The sequence below is a fragment of the Streptomyces sp. WM4235 genome, from assembly GCF_001279725.1.
In the GTDB taxonomy this organism is placed as follows: domain Bacteria; phylum Actinomycetota; class Actinomycetes; order Streptomycetales; family Streptomycetaceae; genus Streptomyces.
Genome location: NZ_LGDE01000127.1, coordinates 1 through 3,084, shown reverse-complemented (window position 1 = coordinate 3,084; position 3,084 = coordinate 1). Strand labels below are relative to the sequence as shown.

The 3,084-nt window shown below is 70.6% G+C and carries 4 protein-coding genes; all 4 read left to right on the top strand.

Annotated features, from left to right (window positions below):
• Positions 1-1,356 (top strand): sensor histidine kinase (locus ADK55_RS12780; RefSeq protein WP_053678160.1); only part of this gene is annotated, 1,356 nt, incomplete at its 5' end.
• On the top strand, positions 1,353-1,811 hold the full coding sequence (locus ADK55_RS12775; protein WP_053678158.1) for a response regulator: 459 nt from the start codon (positions 1,353-1,355) through the stop codon (positions 1,809-1,811). The genes ADK55_RS12780 and ADK55_RS12775, both read left to right, overlap by 4 nt.
• Positions 1,812-1,884: 73 nt before the next feature.
• Positions 1,885-2,265: an STAS domain-containing protein gene (locus ADK55_RS12770; RefSeq protein ID WP_159041372.1), complete on the top strand. Its 381-nt coding sequence runs from the start codon at positions 1,885-1,887 to the stop codon at positions 2,263-2,265.
• A 105-nt stretch (positions 2,266-2,370) separates the two neighbouring features.
• Positions 2,371-2,910, top strand: a complete 540-nt coding sequence (locus tag ADK55_RS36335; protein ID WP_199826505.1) for an ATP-binding protein — start codon at positions 2,371-2,373, stop codon at positions 2,908-2,910.
• The last annotated feature ends 174 nt before the right edge of the window (positions 2,911-3,084 follow it).

Here is a 3,084-nt window from a genome sequence, read left to right as displayed (position 1 = left end):
GACGAGAGCACCGCCCGGACCGACCTGGCGGCCGTCGAGCAGGCCGCGCGCACCTGGCAGGACTCCTTCGCCTCGCCGAGCCTCGCGTCGGCGAAGGCCGGGACGGCCGGGCCGTCGGTCCAATTGGGCAAGGACCGCTTCGACGAGGTCCGCGGGCGCGTCAAGACCCAGCAGACCCGACTCGACACCCTGCAGGGCGACGCCCGCGCCACCTTCGCGCAGGCCCGCTCCGAACGCGACCACGTCCTGTTGGCGATCGTCGTGGCCTTCCTCGTGACCGGCCTCTGCCTCGCCGTGCTCCTGCAGATGAGCGTCGTCCGGCCGCTGGCCGAGGTCCGGGCCGCGTCCCGGAGGGTGGCCGCGGGCGCGTTCGAGGAGGAGATCCCCGAGACGGGACCCTCCGACCTGCGCTCGCTCGCCCGCGCGGTGGAGGCCATGCGCCGCCGGACCGTCGCCGAGCTGAAGGCCTCCCGCCGCAACGCGGAGGAGCTGAAGCGGACCGCCGCGGACCTCGACGCCCAGGCGGTGGAACTGCGCCGCTCCAACGCCGAGCTGGAACAGTTCGCGTACGTCGCCTCGCACGACCTCCAGGAACCGCTGCGCAAGGTCGCCTCGTTCTGCCAGCTCCTGGAAAAGCGGTACGGGGACCGGCTCGACGAGCGGGGCAGCCAGTACATCGGCTTCGCCGTCGACGGCGCCAAGCGCATGCAGGTCCTGATCAACGACCTGCTCACGTTCTCCCGGGTGGGCCGGGTCCAGGACGCGCGGGAGACCGTCGCCCTGGACGGCACCGTCGACCGCGCCCTGCGCAACCTCGCCACCGCCGTCGAGGAGAGCGGGGCCGAGATCGTGCGGCCGGAGCGCCTGCCCGCGGTGTCGGGCGACCCCACCCTGCTCACCATGCTCTGGCAGAACCTCGTCGCCAACGCCGTGAAGTTCCGCTCCCCCGACCGCCCCGCGCGCGTCGAGATCGCCCTGCGCGACGACGAGGAAGGGACCGGGGCCGAACCCGGCTTCCACACCTTCACCGTCACGGACAACGGAATCGGGATCCCGGCCGAGTTCGCCGACAAGGTGTTCGTCATCTTCCAGCGCCTGCACGGCCGGGAATCCTACGGTGGCACGGGGATCGGCCTGTCGCTCTGCAAGAAGATCGTCGAGCACTCAGGCGGTCGCATCTGGATCGACACCGCCCATATCGGCGGAACGCGGATGGTCTTCACCCTGCCCGTACTCACCGACGACGGGTCCGTGACAGGATCCGGCTCCGTGGCAGGATCCGGCGTGGCGGGATCCGATTCCGCCTCCGTGAACGCGAACGCGACCGTACCGACCATCGAAGGAAGCACCGCATGAGCACCCCCCTCCCCAGGCCGCAGAGCCAGCCGGCGGAAGTCCTGCTCGTCGAGGACGACGCGGGTGACGAGCTCATGACCCGCGAGGCCTTCGAGGACAACAAGATCGGCAACACGCTGCACGTCGTCCGGGACGGCCTGGAGGCCCTGGACTTCCTGTACCGCAGGGGCGACCACACGAACGCCCCGCGCCCCGACCTGATCCTCCTCGACCTGAACCTTCCCAAGTACGACGGTCGACAGGTCCTCGAACAGATCAAGAACGACCCCGAGCTGAGTCACATCCCGGTGGTCGTCCTCACCACGTCGGCGGCGGAGGAGGACATCCTGCGCAGCTACAAGCTGCACGCCAACGCCTACGTGACCAAGCCGGTGGACCTCGACCAGTTCATCCGGGCCATCCAGCAGATCGACGACTTCTTCGTCACCGTGGTGAAACTGCCGCGGTCCGTCTGATTCGAGCACCGCGACCGGGTGCGACCGGTCGGACCGGATCAACCGACATCGGAGAGAGAGAAAGATGGAGCACATGGACGCTCACACGTTCCCGGGTGGCGATGACGCGCGGTGCCGCGTCGAGACGCGTTCCGAGGGCGACGTCCGCATCGTCGTGATGGCGGGCGAGTTCGACATGGACAACGTGGACGAGCTGCGCGGCGCCCTGGACCCCGAGGCCGCCGGCGTCGCCCGGTACGTCCTGGACGTCGCGGGGGTCACCTTCGCGGACTCGACGACGCTGAGCGTCATGCTCCAGCCGGCCCTGGACCGCCCCGTGATCCTGGCCGGGGTGGTACCGCCCCGCCTGGGCCGGCTCCTCGACATCACGGGTGCCTCCCAGGTCTTCGCCGCGGCCCCCACGCTGGCCGAGGCCATGATCATGACCGTGCCGTCCCAGCGTCGTCGACCGTGATCCACGGGCCGGGGAGGGCACTGGTGTTTGCCGCCGCGATTGCCGGCGCGGCTACAGGGCAGTCGAGTAGCGTCCGCGTCTGACGTGACCGATGAGGAGGTGAACGTGCGATACGACGTGAACGGACCGGCGCAGCCCGTTCCGCACACCGCCATGGAGGCGAGGGACCGCGTGCGGTTCCTGCTGGGCTCCGCGGGACTCGTCGGTGTCGGCCCGGACGGGGACGACGTCCTGACCGACGCGCTCCTGGTGACGTCGGAACTGGCGACGAACGCCATCCGGCACGGTGGCGGGATCACCGGATTCAGCGCCTCGGTGTCGGAGAACGGTCTGCGCCTGAGCATCAGCGACCCCAGCGGTGACCGTCCCGTCACCCTGCCCCGCCAGGCCGGCACGTTCCTCGCCGGCGGCTTCGGCTGGCCCCTGATCCAGCGCCTCTCGCACAGTGTGACCGTCACCCTGCTGCCGGCGGGCGGCAAGCGCATCACGGTGCTCGTACCGCTGGCCGCGCACCCCGTGGCGACCGACCGCACCGGGAACCTCGACCCCCGCCTGGACCTGGACCCCAGGCTCGACGTGGACCCGGGCCCCAGCCGCGACCGCGACCGCGATCGTGTGTCGCGCGGGAGTGACGCCGCGTCCTGATCGGTCGCCGGGCGGTCCCGAACGTTCACGACCGGTCTCAGGCGGGCGTGTGTTCAGACTCAGGCAGGCGTGTCCATCCGCATGCTGAGATGCGACGCCGCGGGGCGGGATTCTCGTGGCAGACCCCCCGCCATGCCGCACCAGCTGATTATTGGCGCCGGCGTGCGGGCCCCG

Coding starts and splice junctions, on each gene's coding strand:
- ADK55_RS12775 (WP_053678158.1), top strand. CDS start 1,353: ATGAGCACCCCCCTCCCCAGGCCGCAGAGCCAGCCGGCGGAAGTCCTG.
- ADK55_RS12770 (WP_159041372.1), top strand. CDS start 1,885: ATGGACGCTCACACGTTCCCGGGTGGCGATGACGCGCGGTGCCGCGTC.